Origin of the sequence: Bacillus sp. FSL K6-2944 (assembly GCF_038005385.1) — a bacterium.
Taxonomy (GTDB): domain Bacteria; phylum Bacillota; class Bacilli; order Bacillales; family Bacillaceae_G; genus Bacillus_A; species Bacillus_A cereus.
Window position 1 is genome coordinate 1852057 of sequence record NZ_JBBOTE010000001.1, and the last position, 16362, is coordinate 1868418.

Here is a 16362-nt window from a genome sequence, read left to right on the forward strand (position 1 = left end):
TATCCTCCTAATTAGAAACGATATACTAGGCCGTACATAATAAACATATTTATGATAAAAATTGAAAGAGCAATTGGTACTTGCGCTTTAATAACCGCATTTTTATCCTTTAGCTCTAAAAGCATCGCAGGTACGATATTAAAGTTTGCTGCCATTGGTGTAAGCAGCGTTCCGCAATATCCAGCAAACATACCGAGCGCTGCCATAATTGCTGGGTTTCCGCCGTGCATTTGAACTATTAAAGGTAAGCCAATTCCGCCAGTAATAACAGCAAACGCTGCGAATGCATTTCCCATTACGACTGTAAATAGCATCATGCCTAAACAGTACGCCATAACGGCAACGAACGGATACTCTGTCGGTAGCACTTGTCCGACTAAGTCTGAAACAACTTGTCCAACGCCAGACTTCGCGAATATACCGCCAAGTGCTGCTAACATTTGTGGTAAAATTACAGCCCAGCCAACAGCTTGTAATAGTCTGCTTCCTTCTTGTACAGGTGTTGTTATTTTTGATTTTGTAATACGCATCGCCGCAACAAATGCGAGTAATGCACCAAGCGCTAGTGCAACTAATGTTACTTTATCTGGATCAACAAGAGAGACATTTCCCCATTTAATTTTCCCTAAGGTCAACGTACCGATAATTGTAAAAATAGGAATTAATAGTGCAGGCATAAAAATTTTATTTTTTAATTTCTCAGCATGTTTCACACGTTCTTGTACTGGAACTTCTTTTTCCTCTGATTTTGTTACTTTATTTAGCGAGGCTAAAACGACCATAGCGAGCACGATACAGCCAACGTAAAACGAAGGAATTACATTTCCAAATAAAAATGTAACTGCAAACAATGCCCAAAATAAACTAGAACCGAATCTGTTTGGATGTTCACGATCGAATGCGATACGAACAGCGATAAAAGCAACGATTATCCCTAATACATAATAGATTGTATCCATTGTGATGATGTTCATATTAAATTGCCTCCTTCTCTTCTTTTCCTTCTGTCTTCATTGTTTTCTCTATATATTTATCAAACCTTCTAAATCTAATCCAGCTTACAATAAGTGCAGATATTGCTGTCGGAATGCCCCAAAGTGCCATATCCCATACTCCGACATGCATACCTACTGAATCGAAGAATCCTTTCATTAATAAAATAGCTCCAGTTGCGATGAAAATATCTTCTCCGAAAAACCAAGCTGTATTTTCAGCAGCTGCTGCGTTTGCTTTAATCTTTTCTCTTAATTTTTCAGGAAGTTTACCGTATTTACCTTGCGCGGCCCCTTCTGCCATCGGTGCAACGAGCGGCCTTACTGTTTGCGCATGCCCACCAATATTAAGCCCTAGTGCTGCTGATGATTCTCTTATCGTAAAATATGACATTAATACTCTTCCAGTTGTTGCTCCTTTTGATTTCGTTATAAGTGCTTCTGCTCTTTCTTTTAAACCGTAACGCTCTAAAATTCCGATTACCGGTAAAGTTAATATAATTGGCATAGACATATATCTATTTTCTATGAAAAATTTACCGAACATGCTGATCACATCATAAAAACTTAATCCTGAAACCATACCAGTAACAATACCTGCAACCATAACTACTAAAAGTGTATTTAATCTAAATAAAAAGCCCACTGCAACAAGTAGTATTCCGATTAATTTAATCATCCCAGCACTTCCCCCTATTTTTTATTTCGGTGCACAAATAGAAATATCATTAAGTTTGAATGTTCTGTATATTCTTTTTGCAAATTGCACTGCTTTTTCCCCATCACCGTGTAAACAAATTGTTTGCGCCTGAACTGCTACTTTCTCTCCATTGACCGCATTTACATGGCCTTCTTTCACCATTTGAAGTACTTGCTTTATCGCTTCGTCTTCATCTTTTATAAGCGCATTTTCTTCTGTACGGCTCGTTAATGTACCATCTTGCTTATATGTACGATCCGCAAAAGCCTCTTGTACAAGAGTTACTTTGTATTTTTCTGCAGCCTGTATAAACGCCTCGCTATTTGCTAATCCATAAAGTAATAGACTTGGATTTATATGATAAATTGCCTTTGCAATTGCATCTGCAATTTCCGGATTAGACGCCGCCATATTATATAAGGCACCGTGCGGCTTTACATGCTGCATTTTCCCGCCTGCCGCTTTCACAAATGCGTCTAATGCGCCTGTTTGATATAGAACATAATCGTATACTTCACTTGCTGAAACATTCATGTTTCTTCTACCAAATCCAATTAAATCAGGAAATCCAGGATGCGCCCCTATTGCTACGTTATGCTCCAAAGCTTTTTCAACAGTTTGACGCATAATAGACGGATCACCCGCATGAAAACCGCAAGCAACGTTTATAGAGGAAACGAACGGAAGAATCTCATCATCATTCCCCATTTTATAAGCGCCAAAACTTTCTCCTAAATCACAGTTTAAATCGATTGTAGTCATAATGTATTCCTCCTAATTTCAGCTTCGTAAAGCGATGAATTTCTTTAATAAATTCATATTTACTTCTTGTTCTATGTACAATTGTTCCGCTTCTTCAAGCGTAATTTTCTCAAAAGAAACATAGTCCCCCGGCTTTAGCTGGGCAAGAAGAGGTAAATCTACTGAAATGATATTTCCCATTCTCGGATAGCCACCTGTCGTTTGCCTATCTGCCATTAATATAATCGGCTGTCCACCATTAGGAACTTGAATGGTTCCAAATGTAACAGGACTCGATAAAATCTCTTTTTCTTCATTCCTATTTAAAACCTCTCCCTCAACCCTATAGCCCATACGGTCAGCATAATTAGATACCTTATACTCTTTCGTAAAAAATGCCTTTCTACTTTCTTCTGTAAATTGATCGTATTCAAAGTCAGTTATGACACGAAGCTTTGGATGTTTCTTATACTTTGGTAGTACGCTGTTGCTAATTGCCCATTTCGTTTTTATTCTCGCATCTTTTTGTAAGTCTAGAATGAAACGACTCGCCATTTCTGGTTGTGCACCAATTTGGAAGTAGTCACCCTTTTTCAGCATTCTTCCTTCTATACCACCAATCGCAGCACGTATGTACGTACTTTTGCTTCCCATTGTACGCTCAATATGTATACCACCCGCAAAAGTTACATACGCTCTGCAACCACTTTTCACTTTTCCAAAACAAAGCATACTACCTTCTTCCGCTAAAATGGGACGCCATAACGGGATACGTTCTCCATTCAATAACGGTTCCATATCTGCTCCGCCAATCGCAAGTAAAGTCGTTTTCTTTATTAACAATTTAGGTCCCATAATCGTCATTTCGAGTCCCGCTTCATTCTCTTCATTACCAACTAACATATTGATCATCCGAAGTGCACTTTGATCCATCACCCCGCCAACTGGCACACCGTATTGTTGATAATGAGATCGCCCTAAATCTTGGACTGTTGTAAACATTCCCGCATGCAAAACCTCTACATCCATTTTTTAGCCCCCTCAAGCGATACGTACTCTTCCTTCGTTATTGGAATAAATCGTAAATACATACCACTTTGAATATATGTTGGTATTTCTTCTTCCGGATTAAATAATGAAATAGGAGTTCGGCCGATAATATTCCATCCTCCTGGTGTTTCAAGCGGATATATACCTGTTTGATTTCCGCCAATACCTACTGAACCAGGAGAGATTTGTAACCGTGGTGTTTCTTTTCTAGGTGTTTCTAATTCTTTTGAAAGTCCTCCTAAATACGGGAACCCTGGTGTAAAACCTAGCATATATACAAAATATGTAGTTTCACTATGTATTCGAATCACATCTTCTACTTGTAAACCGTGATAATGCGCGACTTCTTCTAAATCTGGTCCATATTCTCCCCCGTAGCACACTGGTATAGAAATATGTTTCACATCCTGTTTTACTTCTTCTTTATAAGAATCACACAGCTCCTTTATATACTGGCGAACGTAATCATGTGACCTTTCACTTCTCTCATTTCCCTTCCATACTTCGTATACATTGTAGTAAACAGCTAATGAAGTAAACGACGGAACGCACTCTATCATTCCTGCAAACGGATGTTGCTGCAGTGCTTGAAATAACCGCTGTACTTTCTCATATATATCCCTCTTAATTTCTTCACCAAATGTAACAATAATTGCTTGATCCCCTAACGCAGAAAATTTCATCCTACTCCCTCTTTCTATGCCAAAAAGCCGAGTTCTTTCGAAATGCGATGCGCTGTTTCTTTCACCTTCGCAATAAAATATGAAATGTTACTTTCGTTGTACTCAATTGCTAATCCCGAAATACTAATGCCTGCTACAACCGTTCCATCGCTCGCGAAAATGGGTGCTGCTATCGCGGCTGTATGATTTTCTAACTCAGAATAACTAATGGTGTAGCCTTCCTTTTTTGCCATTTGCAACACTTCTAACAATTGTTTCTTATCCACGATTGTTCCATCTGCAAACTGTTTTAAATCCACTTCCTCTATGTATCTCCGTTTCTCTTCCTCAGAGAAATACGATAGTAAAATTCTTGGACATGCGCCAGCATAAAGCGGTGCTCTTCTTCCAACCGCCGTATACACGCGTACCGGCTGAACACCTTCCATTTTTTCAACATAAATTGCGTCATTTCCATCCTGAATTATTAAATTAACTGCCTGTCCTAAACTATCTCTAAGTTCTTTCATATAAGGAATTGCTATATTTCTTACTGATAATCGGTGTGAAACAAGTTGACCGAACCGTAAAAATACGACCCCTAAACGATATTTCCCCTTTTCGTTTTTTTGTAAAAACTCCATCTCTTCCAACGAACCAATTAAACGATAAACAGATGTTTTCGGCATATTTGTAAGCTGAACCATCTCAGTTAAACTTAGCTCTTCATGCTCATAAAACAACTCTAAAATATCCATTGTCTTAACTGCCGTTTTATTTATACTCATTCTATCTCCCTTTCGTTCCGAATTACGGAACTTAAATTCCGTTTTTCGAAACAAACATATAATTTAAAATTATAAAATATTCTTTCAATTCAATCAATAGATTTTAAGCAAATAAAAAAGTATGGAAGAATATCTCTCCCATACTTCACCACACTTTATAACGCTCTTACTTGTTCCAACGGCCAGAAAACAGCTTGTCCTTTTCCGACAATTTCATCTTCTGAAATAAAGCCAAACATGCGACCATCCTTAGAAACTTCACGATTATCCCCTAAAACAAATACTTTGCCTTCTGGCACTTTCGTTTTCCCAGTGATTTGTTCTAACGTAAAGTCTGGAGTTAATACACGGCCTACTGCTTTTTCTTTAAACTGTTTTAAATATGGTTCTTCCATCGCTTTTCCGTTTACATATAAAACATCATTTTTATACTCAACTGTATCGCCTGGCAAACCAATTACTCGTTTTACTAAATCGTATCCTTCTTTCCCGTGGAAGACGATAATATCAAAGCGATCTAATCCACTTATACTATAACCAATCTTATTCACGAGAACTCTTTCGTTATTTTTTAAAGTGGGCATCATTGATTCACCTTGTACTAAAGAAGGTGTAAATAAAACACCGCGAATAATAGCAATTAATACAAGGGTAAAACCTATCGTTTTAGCCCAAGAGAATAATTCTTTCTTCGTATTTTCCTTCATCGTTTCTCCTCTTTCTTAAGCACTTATTTTATTATTTCAACTAATTCTTGTACTAAATTAGGATCTATTTCAGAAAAACATGATTTTCCTTCTCTTACCGCTGTACCGACATGCGCCTGCGTGATTCCAGTTTCATCTAGCAATCGCTTTATATTTTCTTTCGTCACGCCAGCTCCAGCTACAAGCTGAATTTGACCATCACTTACCTTTTGCATTTCTGTAAGCACCGGAATATTCTCTACTATATTTCCTTGTCCACCTGAAGTTAAAACGTGAGTCACTTTATGAAACTTCTTTAAAGTGCTCATCGCTTCTACTGGATTTTTTATATCATCTATCGCACGGTGGTACGTTACATTTATTCCATCTACAACAGATAGTAAATCCGCTAATTTCTCTTCATCCACTTCATTTCGTTCGCTTAATACGCCTAATACTACACCAGCTGCTCCTAACTTCTGTGCAACTATAATATCTTCTTTCATCATTTCAATTTCTTCTTCCGTATATGTAAAAGACTTCGCATGCGGACGAATCATAACATGAATTGGTATACTTACCACTTCTACCGCTTTTTTTATAAAAGCATAACTCGGTGTTAAACCACCTTCTGTATAAGATGAAATTAATTCAATCCGCTTCCCGCCAGCACTTTCAATTCGTTTTACATCTTCTAAACATGTTGCAATAACCTCTAGCATGAGATGACCTCTTTTCGTGCTTTTTTCTTATTATAACATTAGTAAAAATAAGAAGCCTAGCTTTCTCCTTTAAAACTTAAAAAAGAAGAATGAAAAGAAAGATTTTTTATTGGCAACGATTATTGGTAACATCCTATTATTCATGTACACTCCTACCATAATGAAAAAAGCCCTTCATTTTGACGGATTTTTCTAATTTCAAGCTTTTCTTTCCTCAGTTTTCAGATCAATGCCTAATTGATCTTCCAATAACTTTACACCTTTCTTTGTAAGATGGACAGCTCGGTTCTTATCCGTTTTCGTAATCCATCCCTGTTCAAAAAGCAGTTTTGCAATTGCAGACCCTAACCAACCAGAAATATGGTAACGCCGTTCACTCCAATCAAGGCAAGGTTTTGCAAATACCCTCCTTTTTGTATCTGCCTCATCAACATTTATTCCAAAATTCAGAAACCATTTCTTACCTTGTTCCGTTACAATGTATTCTCCATCCTCTAAAATTATAAATTGCCTATCTAGTAATTTTTCAGTTATCTCTACACCGAGTTTGCCTGCAAGATGATCATAACAAGTTCGAGCATAACGAATTTGTTTTAGTTGGCTTGATTGTTTTAAAGAGCGAACTTGAACTGTTGGTGCAATTGTCCCTAACTTTTCAAGCACTTCTGCAACTTCTTGATTAGCAAGTCGATAGTAACGATGTCTACCATGTTGTTCAACTGTAAGTAAATTCCCTTCTACTAATTTAGAAAGATGCGAACTAATTGTTGGATGTGACACTTTTGCCATATAAGCCAATTCACTAGCAGGTAGTGCCTGATTATTCATTAGACAATCTAAGATGATTGCTCTTGTAGGTTCAGCAATTAGTTTAGCTATATATGAGATATTCGGATATACATTCATATTTCGATGATACCCTAACTATTAAATTGATACAATTATTTTAAGTTTAATAGTAAAGGAGAATGTATTATGAATGCAATTGATCTTAGTATATTAAATTTAAAAGAAACGAGAAGGCGCTCAGAAAAATTATGGAATTCTCTTCCCGATAATTTTCTTAATTGGAAGCCTGATCCTGAGGCTATGTCCTTTGGTGAAATGATTCGTCACGTATGGAGCTCAACTTTTTACTATCATATGATTATAAAAAACAACGGTTCAATAAACGACATACGTACCCCGTATGATGACGAGCCAATTACTTGTGTAAAAAAAGAAATTGAATTGGCACAATCACACTTTACTGACTTCATAGAATATGTTCAATCAATAAGCATAGCCGAGCTAGATTCAAGACTTATTGATCGAAGCGATGTTGGCTATCAACGATATTTAGGTGATATGCTATTACGAATTGCCTATCATGATGCGGTCCATGCGGGTCAATTTTTACAATATTTGCGAATGGTTAACTTGGAAAGACCTTTAATTTGGGATTAAATACGAAAAATGTTTATACAGCCTCCAAACTGGCATTACAATAAGAATTTTTCAACAAGAAACAATCACAACACCATGATAATCATTTATATTAAAAACCTACATCTCCATTAAGTACTTCATACACATAAAAAGCACGGGTTTGATTACTAATCAAACCCGTGCTTTCAAAACAACTATAATATCCATAAACAATAAAATGTAAACTTCAAAAATCACGACCGAAACGCCGCATCCGCCAGCATAGACAATGTTGCATCATCCATCGGTGGATTGTGTAATCCTGCTCTGACGTTTAAATAGTAACGATGGAGCGGATTTTTTTCTGATAAACTTTTTGCTCCTACGATGCGCATCGATTTATCCACTATAGATATCGCCGCATTTGTTACAGCATATTTCACAGCTGCTAATTCTGCTTGCAGTGATAGTTTATCTTCTGCCTCATCGTACTTTTTCGCAATTTGATATAAAAAGACACGAGCTTGCATAAGCTCAAGTTCTAACTCTCCAACTAATTTTCTAACATTCGGCAATAAACTAATAGAATGATTTAAACTATTTGGCTTGTATGATTCCGCAAATTGAACTGCATAATTTCTTGCTGATTGTGCAATTCCTAAATAACATGCTGGTATATGTAGCAACCAGCCAATACCCTTTTGTTTCACTTTCCCGCCTTTTACATCCGTAAAAAAGCGGTTGTCTATCTCTACATTTTGTAAGACAAGGTCGTGGCTAGCAGTCCCTCGCATTGCAACGCTATCCCACGTTTCTTCAATAGATACACCGAGTGTATTTCTTGGAATAACAAACTCACCAACTTCTTCACGGCCTTCCATACTTGCTGAAATAATAAAATAATCAAGTGCTGGCGCCATCGTTGTAAAAGTTTTTCTTCCATTTATAACCCACTTCTCGCCTTGTTGAACCGCTATTGTTTCTGGTTTGCCGCCACGCGTCGGACTCCCTGTTTTCGGTTCTGTTGCTGCCCTGTTAAAGAGCGCACCATTACGTACTTCTTCGCAAAACCATTTGAACATCTCATCATTCCAAGAGCGATTTTCCGCTAGCTCCTTCACAATGCCAAGATGCCAGCCAATCGATAATGCAGTAGCTCCACAGCCTTCCGCGATTTTCTCTTGAAATAAAACGAAGTCATATAAAGAAATGGCACTACCACCAAATTCCTTCGGTAACGTTAATTTCGTATATCCGATATCTTTCAAATCATTTATATTTTCATACGGAAATGATCCTAATTCACTTAGCTGATGCTCCCTTTCCATGAACTTCGGAATCAATTTATTTATTTTCTCAATAATTAAAGACTGTTCTTCTGTTTCAACAAATGAGAGTGCCATACTATAATCTCCTTTATCCCGCTATTTACGGGCAGTAAAACTCCCACCTAAAAATTCAGGTGAAGCAAAGGAAGTTAGGTGGGAGATCAACTGCCCGTAAACGCCCGATTGGTTCAACTAATAATCAGTGAGAAACCCACCCACTGATTAAAGTTTCACTTTATGCTCGATTCATAAACCGTTCATTTTGTCATTATGATTATATGAAGCTACCTCTCTATTGTTTCACTATTCCGATAAAAATACAATGTTTTTGACTAATAAGAAAAGTTCCTATTTAAGGATAGATCCTTTTCTTATATTAGTCCCCCTTCAATGCTTTTAACGGCAAAGAGGTTACATATCCAATATACGAGAATAATTCTTTAAAGAAGAATGGTATTTCTGTATCTAACGTTTTATATGCTGATGTCGGCGTTGGTGAAGCATACGCTTCAATATTAATATGTTTTGCGATTCTCATTGCGCGTTTCATATGAAGTGGATCACTTACAATCGTGTATGTTTGTATGCCGTTCTCTATTCCAACTTGCTTCGCATTTTTTAAATTTTCTTCAGTGAAAAGGGATTTAGTTTCAATTAAAATATCTTCCTCTTTTACACCTTGTTTCATTGCATATACTCTTGCAGTACGTGCTTCCTCAAGTTCTGCCTCGAACTTTGTACCACCTGTAAAAATAATCTTTTTAATATTTCCGTTCTTATATAAAGAAATCGCATGATTAATTCTTTCTTTAAATACAGGAGATGGTTTTCCGTTCCATGAAGCTGCTCCTAGTACGATACCAGCATCCGTTTTCACGTCATCATTTGCTTTAAAACGATAACTCCAAATATCGTAAGCTGCATAACTTACATATAAAATAGCAGAACAAATCATTAGTAAAAATACTTGAAAGATTCGTCTTTTCTTACTCTTCTTATTTTCTTTCATTTGTAATTGCCTCCGTACATCATCCATACTTCTATAAAAAACATTTATATCAAATCGTTTTGTTTGAGTTTATTTAAAAGAAGGAACTTTACTTGTTATTTATGTATAAAAGGGTTTTCATTTAAAATTGAGGATTATCAATTCATTTTCATTTGCGGTTTTCATTACATTTTTTAAATTCATAAGTTTATTACCATACAACTACATTGTAACGAATTTTTTCTCAGAAGGGAACGATGAAACAAAAGGAATTAAAATAAAGTAGCATTTTGTAAGAAAAAAGGTATATTTTTCATATCTCACGAACAATATACCTTTCAAAACACGAATTATAACTTTTCTTTATACAACTCTAATTTTTCTAACAATTTTTCTTTTACGCTTGGCCATTCACTCGAGATAATACTGTACACCACCGCATCTCTCACATAACCATTCGGTAATTTTCTTTCATTTCGAAGCACACCCTCTTTTACTGCGCCTAACCTTTCAATTGCTCGTTGTGCTTTTTCATTTCTTGCATCCGTCTTAATTTGCACTCTCAGCATATGCAATTTTTCAAAAGCATACTGAAGAAGCATATACTTACACTCTGTATTTATACTCGTACGTTGCACACTCGGATGATACCACGTTTGCCCTAACTCAACTGTCTTATCTTCTACTGAAATATTATATAAACGTGTACTTCCTACAATCTTATTCGACTGTTGATCTACGACTATGAAAGGTATTTGAGTACCTCTTCCGTAACCCTTTATCGCTTTTTGAACGTATTGTTGCATATCTTGCACACTATCCATTTTAGAGATTAAATACGCCCAAATATCCCGATTTCCTTCTACAATCGAAAACAAAGTTTCGACATCAGTATTATCCATTAACCGCAACTTTGCTCTTTCGTGAATAATTTCCATTTTTAAGCCCCCTTTGTTGTTACTATATCATAAGAATCAAAAACGCATTATAAGAATAAAAAAATATAAAGAAAAGAATTCTTTTCAAATATATTCTTCTCGTATAAGGTAGGAAGACTCATCAGTAATCATTAAAAAAATAATTGTAACTACTCAGCTTCTTCAAATAAAAAAACAGGCCAAATACATGTTTCCGATTCGAAAACATGAAAAGAAAATACTCCAATCAGAGAAAGAATCTATGCCAAATAGAGAAATTCTCTTATGAAGTCGTGTTATTCCAAGGAACCGTTCTAGTTTCTATGACTTGGTTTATCGCTTGTAAGACCGATTGTTTTTGTTTTTTCATGGTACTCATAAAGCTTCGTATCTGACAAAAAGATTCTGCGCCTTTCTTACTTCGGAAAGTCCCAGACACTTTCTGTTTTACTTTCGTCATCCGAATATCCCGTTCTGCTTGATTGTTATCAAATGGAATGGCTGGATGTTCTAAAAACGCTAGAATTCTGTCAGAATACTTGACGAAGCGATTCCATAAATTTTGAGAAGGCGTCTGCTTTCCTTTCTTCTTTTGTTTCGTGGAAAGAATCTGTTGTTCTTTCAATATGGATTGATACATAATAAACAGATTCTTTTGCGTCGCTTTTGGCATGGTACCTTCGGATTGCTTTTTCATCGTCAACGCTTGCGTTAGAAATTTCTGCATCTGTTGTGCCCATTGTTCTCCAGTACTATCTATAATTCCTTGTAAATCTCGTAAGAGATGGGCATTACATAAAACGTGACGACAATCTGTATACGCATCATACGATTTCCAACCATCATGCATCGCAATTCCAGAAAAAGATGGCAAGATTTCTCCAGCATCCATTGCTTCTTTTCCACGTTTTTGATGAATATGTTGCAATGTCACCTCCGGTGTACTGGCAGTATGTAACCATTGTGTTTTGTTTTCTACACGCATACCAGTTTCATCAAAATGGACAACAGGAGACTGCAGAATCTTTTCCTTTACTTCTTTTATGAATGGCTGCAATTGAGAAGCGAAAGCCTGTGTATGATTTACCAGGGTTCCTTCGCTTATAGAATGTCCAAAACAATCCTGAAAGAATTCTTTTGTTCGCTTCAAAGAAATGCATTGATAATGCGTTAAATAGGGAATCAGTCTTTTTATATTTGGACCATATTGAACAGGACGAGATACTGTCGAAGGAAATTGGGCTTCTTGGATAGAATGGCAATGTGGGCATTCTTTCTGTTCTACTTTATGTTCTGTCACTTCGATCTGAATAGGTGGTAAGTCATACACTTGGCGAATGCGATACCCTTTTACAGGCTCGTGGTTCAAGGAAGTATGACAACAAGTACAATATGTAGGAGAATGTGTAATCGTATGATCTGGAGTCGCTGTCAAACCAAGAGTATGTCCCTTGTGGCCCAACTGGCCACCCGTTTGACGATGAGACGGTTTGCGCAAACTTTTTGTAACGGGCTTACCCAAACCATCTGTAGAAGGTGGCTTATGACTATTTTTGGAGTTTTTTTTTGAAGCATTTTCTAGTTCTTGTATACGTTTTTCTAACTTAGAAAATGTTTCTTCAAATAAAGAAATAACAGCTTCAGGTCCTTTTTTATATGTATCTAAAATAATTTTTCGATCGACCATAAGATTCACCTCCCCTGTTTGATATACTCAGTATTTACAAATGGGAGGCATATGAAACTAGTAAAATTTAAAAAAGACACCGAAAGGTGGCTGAGTAGTTACAAATAATTTTTTGATAATTTACAATAAATTCTTTTTTCAATGATAAACGGGAGGGGATAAAAAATGCTAGATCAAATTACTTGGGGAACTCCAGGCAGCTTATTATGCTTAGGATTCTTTTTTGCGGGACTAGGAATCTTCTTAAGAAGCGTTACGTCATATACGAAAAATAAATAAGAATATCCCGCTTTTAAACAAAAGAAGCCCTCTTTTTACAGACGGCTTCTTTTGTTTAACTTTATCTCATTAAAACTTCAAAGCAACAAATAAGCAATCGGCGTAATAATAAGCAACGTTAAAATCGTTCTCTGCACATACAGAATAATAAGTTCAGATACTTTTAACGGAATATCTGTTGATAATATACAAGGAATTGAAGCGGAGAAAAACAGTATAGATGATACGGAAACAACTGCAATGACAAACTTTGTCACAAGTGGCGCACTTACAACTAATAATGACGGTAAAAACATTTCTGCAATACCAACGGATGCCGCTTTAGCAGCTAAGTCTGCTTCCGGTAATTGTAATAGCCATGTAAACGGATAGAAAATATAACTGATCCAATCAAATATTGGCGTGAACTTCGCTAAGACGATACCAATTAATCCTACTGACATAATGGATGGTAAAATTCCCATTGTCATAATAAATCCGTCTTTTAAATTCACTGCAATATTTTTCATAATGCTCGGTGCAGACTTTGATACTTCTAACGCATCTTCCCAAGCACGTTCCAACATTTTCTCTTTATAAACAGGCTCTGGGAACCCTTCTTCTGTTACATATGTATCTGGTTTTCTACTAAGGGGCGGGATTCTTACGGTGATAGCAGTCACGATGAATGTTACAACAAGTGTAGTCCAAAAATAAACATTCCATAAATGCATAATATCTAATGTTTTTGCGATGATGATCATAAATGTAGCGGATACTGTAGAAAATCCTGTAGCGATAATCGCCGCTTCTTTTGTCGTATACTTTCCTTCTTTATACACGCGGTTCGTAATAAGAAGGGCAAGCGAATAACTTCCAACGAAGGACGCAACTGCATCAATCGCCGATCTCCCCGGCGTATTCCATAATGGCCTCATAATCGGACGACAAAATGTACCGATAAATTCAAGCAATCCATATCCGACTAATAACGCTAAAAACGCCGAGCCAATTGGAACGAGCAAACTTACTGATATGACTAGCTTCTCATACAAAAACGGCCCAATATCTGGCGCAAAGAACCAAGCTGGTCCTACTTTTAAACAATATAATATGCCAAAAACAACGCCAACTACTTTTAAAATAGAAAAACAAATGTCTACAATAGATGCATTCCATTTCTTCGTATAAAATGGATAAATCGCACCAATCGCCATAACAAATAATGCATAATAAGGTACTACGCCAGGAACCGAAGCCCTAATCCACGATACGATATGATCAATCATAATAGACGATGCACCGTTTATCGTAACAGGAACGAAAAACATAAACACCCCAACGAGACTAGCAAGTATAAACCGAAGAATAATCCCCTTCTCTCGCCCTGTCTTAATTACATTACTCTTTAATTCAATTTCACTCAAAATTCGACACCTCCCGTTATCTAAATATTCCGTACAATTATATTATATTCCTTCTTTCCATTTCTACTATTTAATCATATGAAAAAGCCTATTTTAAAATAGGCTTTTCTATTACCTCTCATAATCATCCACAATCACTTGAATGAAACGATACGACTCTTCTGCTACTTTTTCATTACTCTCCCTATTCGCATCATATGTAATTAACGCCTTCCAAAGTGCCCATCCTCTCGCTCTATTCCACGTTTCTTCATCCATGCGTAATACTTCTTTAAATACATTTCTACTATTTTCATCAAAAAACGTCCACGCCATCGCTGCATCACAAGCAGGATCTCCTACACCTAAAATACCAAAATCAATTACAGCACAAAGCTTTCCATCTTTAACGAGTAAATTCCCTGGCGCTACATCTCCATGAACCCAAACTGGCTTACGATCCCATGTTGAACTAAGTGCTACATTCCAAAGGTGTTTTAATAATGCCTCGTCAAAAACATCCTTATTATTTTCAATAGCAACTCTCGCCTCTTCATCATATACAGATATAAGTCCGCCTCGGTAAAAATTATGTGTTCCAGCTAAAGGTCCGTTACTCGCATTAATAGATTGCAATTCTACTAAAAAAGATCCTAAGTCCGCCGCAAATTCATTTAAATCCCGAACGTTTTGTTTCGTAACTGTTTCTCCCTCTATCCACTTATTAATAGACCAAGGCAATGGATACGCTTCAGACGGATTTCCTTTCGCAAGTGGGGTAGAAATCGGTAAAGAAAGCCCCTTATTTAATATAGGAAGCCAACTATTTTCTTTCTCTACTTGCGGTGCATATGCCACATCACTTGGCAATCTTACACTCATCTCATCCCCTAAGTGAAACGTCCTATTATCATGCCCACTAAACTTTACAGGTTTCACTTCTAAATGGGCCCATTCAGGAAACTGTTCCTGTATTAACTTTTCAACTAAACTTACGTTAATTGGATGCATTCACATTCTCCTTTTCTTTTGAAACTTACTAAGCCCATCCGTACTTCCAACATATTCAAAACTATTTTTCTTATAAAAATCATTCAACGTACGATTATGCCCCACGCAATCTAACTTCAAATACTCTTTATCACATTGCACATTCTCTTCTACCCACCGTAAAATCCATTCTCCTATTCCATTTTCCTTATACTTCCGTTTCACCGCAAATCTATGAATATATAATGAATTAGAAACTTCCTCTTTACCAAAAATATGTTCATCCCATTCATTTTGTTTAGGAGAAACTGTAACCGTACCAACTATTTCAGCTTCTTTCAGAACAACATATGTATATTTCTCTCTTATACATTCTAGTATTTCAGCCGTAGCTTCCTCTCCTAAAAGATACTGCCACTGATCCACTTCTTTATATTGTAGCCATTGTGCTACCTCTTTTAATAAAAGGATAATACTATCACTTTCATTTTCAGTAGCAATTCGAATTGCATATTCTTTACTTATATTTCTCTCCATATTGCCTTTCCCCTTTCAAATTGCTACCATACTGACAAACGAGTCCTTCCATCATTTTCATCTGTAATATATTCTACATAAAATCCTTGATTCACTGCGTTTTCATACATCATTTCAATCTCTTCTTGGTTTTTCGCATAAATTTGTATATACTCGCCATCCGCTACTAATACGACTACTTCACACTTACTCTCCTTAAATTCTTCAAATGTTGCAATTTCTCCTATTACCTCTCCTTTTGGACATGCTTTTAGATCTAAAAATAAAAGATAATATATGTTATCTTTTATTAGCTTTTTTAATTCTGATCCCTCCATGATCTCGTTATCTTCTGAAAATAATTCTGGACCTAATTCATTCCCTATTATTATATAAGCTTCCTCCCTTCCCATGACTTGCCAATCAAATACAGTAATATCAATTGGCTTTAATACTTTCCAAAGTAAATTATCATATCCATCTAGAATATCTACTGTAATCCCTCTTTTCATATACTTGCTCCT

18 protein-coding genes are annotated in these 16362 nt (G+C 36.4%); 1 reads left to right on the forward strand and 17 read right to left on the reverse strand.

Annotation, left to right across the window (positions count from 1 at the left end; translation table 11 throughout):
• Window positions 1-11: 11 nt before the first annotated feature.
• The 9 genes from MHH55_RS09435 to MHH55_RS09475 form a co-directional block, all read right to left on the reverse strand.
• The gene (locus MHH55_RS09435; RefSeq protein WP_001021658.1) at window positions 12-974 is read right to left on the reverse strand and encodes a DUF979 domain-containing protein; all 963 of its coding nucleotides are present in this window, start codon (window positions 972-974) and stop codon (window positions 12-14) included.
• Between the two features lies 1 nt (window position 975).
• Complete coding sequence (locus MHH55_RS09440; RefSeq protein WP_000593393.1) at window positions 976-1671, reverse strand: DUF969 domain-containing protein; 696 nt, start codon at window positions 1669-1671, stop codon at window positions 976-978.
• Between the two features lie 21 nt (window positions 1672-1692).
• On the reverse strand, window positions 1693-2454 hold the full coding sequence (gene pxpA, locus MHH55_RS09445; RefSeq protein ID WP_000207317.1) for a 5-oxoprolinase subunit PxpA: 762 nt from the start codon (window positions 2452-2454) through the stop codon (window positions 1693-1695).
• Between the two features lie 18 nt (window positions 2455-2472).
• Window positions 2473-3462 (reverse strand): 5-oxoprolinase subunit C family protein, encoded by a 990-nt coding sequence (locus MHH55_RS09450; protein WP_000382245.1) that lies wholly within the window; start codon window positions 3460-3462, stop codon window positions 2473-2475.
• Window positions 3453-4166 carry a 5-oxoprolinase subunit PxpB gene (gene pxpB, locus MHH55_RS09455; RefSeq protein WP_000672280.1) on the reverse strand — a complete coding sequence of 238 codons (714 nt, stop codon included), beginning with the start codon at window positions 4164-4166 and terminating at the stop codon, window positions 3453-3455. Before pxpB ends, MHH55_RS09450 begins: the two co-directional genes overlap by 10 nt.
• Window positions 4167-4180: 14 nt before the next feature.
• Window positions 4181-4933 carry an IclR family transcriptional regulator gene (locus MHH55_RS09460; protein ID WP_000026361.1) on the reverse strand — a complete coding sequence of 251 codons (753 nt, stop codon included), beginning with the start codon at window positions 4931-4933 and terminating at the stop codon, window positions 4181-4183.
• 155 nt (window positions 4934-5088) lie between these two features.
• Window positions 5089-5640 carry a signal peptidase I gene (gene lepB, locus MHH55_RS09465; protein ID WP_078187762.1) on the reverse strand — a complete coding sequence of 184 codons (552 nt, stop codon included), beginning with the start codon at window positions 5638-5640 and terminating at the stop codon, window positions 5089-5091.
• 23 nt (window positions 5641-5663) lie between these two features.
• Complete coding sequence (locus MHH55_RS09470; RefSeq protein WP_000895122.1) at window positions 5664-6341, reverse strand: copper homeostasis protein CutC; 678 nt, start codon at window positions 6339-6341, stop codon at window positions 5664-5666.
• Between the two features lie 198 nt (window positions 6342-6539).
• A complete protein-coding gene (locus tag MHH55_RS09475) occupies window positions 6540-7247 on the reverse strand; it encodes an ArsR/SmtB family transcription factor (RefSeq protein ID WP_001103806.1) in 708 nt (235 codons plus the stop codon).
• A 69-nt stretch (window positions 7248-7316) separates the two neighbouring features.
• On the opposite strand from MHH55_RS09475, the gene MHH55_RS09480 reads away from it, so the two are divergent.
• Window positions 7317-7787 carry a DinB family protein gene (locus MHH55_RS09480; protein WP_000991272.1) on the forward strand — a complete coding sequence of 157 codons (471 nt, stop codon included), beginning with the start codon at window positions 7317-7319 and terminating at the stop codon, window positions 7785-7787.
• A gap of 215 nt (window positions 7788-8002) precedes the next feature.
• Here the strand turns inward: MHH55_RS09480 and MHH55_RS09485 are convergent, their stop codons facing one another.
• The 8 genes from MHH55_RS09485 to MHH55_RS09520 all read right to left on the reverse strand — a co-directional run bounded on the left by MHH55_RS09485 (window position 8003) and on the right by MHH55_RS09520 (window position 16350).
• The gene (locus MHH55_RS09485; protein WP_078188064.1) at window positions 8003-9151 is read right to left on the reverse strand and encodes an acyl-CoA dehydrogenase family protein; all 1149 of its coding nucleotides are present in this window, start codon (window positions 9149-9151) and stop codon (window positions 8003-8005) included.
• Window positions 9152-9452: 301 nt separating this feature from the next.
• Window positions 9453-10085 (reverse strand): YdcF family protein, encoded by a 633-nt coding sequence (locus MHH55_RS09490; RefSeq protein WP_000662215.1) that lies wholly within the window; start codon window positions 10083-10085, stop codon window positions 9453-9455.
• A 329-nt stretch (window positions 10086-10414) separates the two neighbouring features.
• Complete coding sequence (locus MHH55_RS09495; RefSeq protein WP_000402586.1) at window positions 10415-11002, reverse strand: GNAT family N-acetyltransferase; 588 nt, start codon at window positions 11000-11002, stop codon at window positions 10415-10417.
• A gap of 262 nt (window positions 11003-11264) precedes the next feature.
• On the reverse strand, window positions 11265-12668 hold the full coding sequence (gene tnpC, locus MHH55_RS09500; RefSeq protein WP_100910632.1) for an IS66 family transposase: 1404 nt from the start codon (window positions 12666-12668) through the stop codon (window positions 11265-11267).
• A gap of 356 nt (window positions 12669-13024) precedes the next feature.
• Entirely contained in the window at window positions 13025-14353 is a 1329-nt protein-coding gene (locus MHH55_RS09505) for a YjiH family protein (RefSeq protein WP_001289416.1), read from the reverse strand.
• A 111-nt stretch (window positions 14354-14464) separates the two neighbouring features.
• The gene (locus MHH55_RS09510; RefSeq protein ID WP_033695842.1) at window positions 14465-15343 is read right to left on the reverse strand and encodes an aminoglycoside phosphotransferase family protein; all 879 of its coding nucleotides are present in this window, start codon (window positions 15341-15343) and stop codon (window positions 14465-14467) included.
• Window positions 15344-15859 carry a GNAT family N-acetyltransferase gene (locus tag MHH55_RS09515; RefSeq protein WP_033695841.1) on the reverse strand — a complete coding sequence of 172 codons (516 nt, stop codon included), beginning with the start codon at window positions 15857-15859 and terminating at the stop codon, window positions 15344-15346. It abuts the gene before it with no gap.
• Window positions 15860-15882: 23 nt separating this feature from the next.
• Window positions 15883-16350 carry a DUF2691 family protein gene (locus MHH55_RS09520; RefSeq protein ID WP_033695840.1) on the reverse strand — a complete coding sequence of 156 codons (468 nt, stop codon included), beginning with the start codon at window positions 16348-16350 and terminating at the stop codon, window positions 15883-15885.
• Between the last annotated feature and the right edge of the window lie 12 nt (window positions 16351-16362).

Coding starts and splice junctions, on each gene's coding strand:
- MHH55_RS09435 (WP_001021658.1), bottom strand. CDS start 974: ATGAACATCATCACAATGGATACAATCTATTATGTATTAGGGATAATC.
- MHH55_RS09440 (WP_000593393.1), bottom strand. CDS start 1,671: ATGATTAAATTAATCGGAATACTACTTGTTGCAGTGGGCTTTTTATTT.
- pxpA (WP_000207317.1), bottom strand. CDS start 2,454: ATGACTACAATCGATTTAAACTGTGATTTAGGAGAAAGTTTTGGCGCT.
- MHH55_RS09450 (WP_000382245.1), bottom strand. CDS start 3,462: ATGGATGTAGAGGTTTTGCATGCGGGAATGTTTACAACAGTCCAAGAT.
- pxpB (WP_000672280.1), bottom strand. CDS start 4,166: ATGAAATTTTCTGCGTTAGGGGATCAAGCAATTATTGTTACATTTGGT.
- MHH55_RS09460 (WP_000026361.1), bottom strand. CDS start 4,933: ATGAGTATAAATAAAACGGCAGTTAAGACAATGGATATTTTAGAGTTG.
- lepB (WP_078187762.1), bottom strand. CDS start 5,640: ATGAAGGAAAATACGAAGAAAGAATTATTCTCTTGGGCTAAAACGATA.
- MHH55_RS09470 (WP_000895122.1), bottom strand. CDS start 6,341: ATGCTAGAGGTTATTGCAACATGTTTAGAAGATGTAAAACGAATTGAA.
- MHH55_RS09475 (WP_001103806.1), bottom strand. CDS start 7,247: ATGAATGTATATCCGAATATCTCATATATAGCTAAACTAATTGCTGAA.
- MHH55_RS09480 (WP_000991272.1), top strand. CDS start 7,317: ATGAATGCAATTGATCTTAGTATATTAAATTTAAAAGAAACGAGAAGG.
- MHH55_RS09485 (WP_078188064.1), bottom strand. CDS start 9,151: ATGGCACTCTCATTTGTTGAAACAGAAGAACAGTCTTTAATTATTGAG.
- MHH55_RS09490 (WP_000662215.1), bottom strand. CDS start 10,085: ATGAAAGAAAATAAGAAGAGTAAGAAAAGACGAATCTTTCAAGTATTT.
- MHH55_RS09495 (WP_000402586.1), bottom strand. CDS start 11,002: ATGGAAATTATTCACGAAAGAGCAAAGTTGCGGTTAATGGATAATACT.
- tnpC (WP_100910632.1), bottom strand. CDS start 12,668: ATGGTCGATCGAAAAATTATTTTAGATACATATAAAAAAGGACCTGAA.
- MHH55_RS09510 (WP_033695842.1), bottom strand. CDS start 15,343: ATGCATCCAATTAACGTAAGTTTAGTTGAAAAGTTAATACAGGAACAG.
- MHH55_RS09515 (WP_033695841.1), bottom strand. CDS start 15,859: ATGGAGAGAAATATAAGTAAAGAATATGCAATTCGAATTGCTACTGAA.
- MHH55_RS09520 (WP_033695840.1), bottom strand. CDS start 16,350: ATGAAAAGAGGGATTACAGTAGATATTCTAGATGGATATGATAATTTA.